Annotated in this window: 1 pseudogene; it reads right to left on the bottom strand. The window is 45.1% G+C overall.

Annotated features, from left to right (window positions below):
* Positions 1–632, bottom strand: a pseudogene (vmeT, locus tag R7P74_RS27235) (multidrug efflux RND transporter periplasmic adaptor subunit VmeT); the annotation flags it as partial.

Raw genomic sequence — 632 nt, 5'->3', positions numbered from 1 at the left:
CAGAGAGACAGACTCCGCGTAACTAACGGGCAAAGTGAAAGAAACATCCAGCGTGGTGTTATCAATCAAATTGAGGATTTCTTGCTTTTCACCTACCACTTGATACGGCTTCACGTAGGTGTACGACACCACACCGTCAAATGGCGCTTGAATTTTGGTGTAGCTCAAATCGGTTTTCGCTTGTTCAAAACTTGCCAACGCTGCTTTGTATTGCGTTTCTTTTTGATCGTAGCTATCGGTGCTGATGAGTTTTTTGCTGTACAGACTTTTTGCTCTTTCCCACTGAGTTTTGGCCAATGCATATTGGGCTTGCGCTGCGTCTAAAGCCAATTGCAGATCTTTCGGGTCTAGTGTGGCGAGCACTTCACCCTTTTCTACCCCTTGTCCCATTCTTACCAGTAGCTTTTCAACTTCCCCCCCAACTTGAAAAGACAACTGCGCTCGATACGTTGCATCAATACGCGCAAGAAAAGCGTCAGAGTCGTCAACCGTAAGATCTTTAACAGCAAGTAATTTAACGGGTTTGATTAAAGGCTCTGCCGGTTCTGATATGGCTTTATTACACCCTGTCAGCAACGTAGAGAGACTTAACGTCACCACAGCGCCAATCAAAGTGTGCTTTATAGTTTGTT

This window comes from Vibrio sp. 2033 (assembly GCF_033339735.1).
The sequence above is the reverse complement of the archived record's forward strand: the minus strand, read 5'-3'. Positions and strand labels throughout refer to the sequence as shown.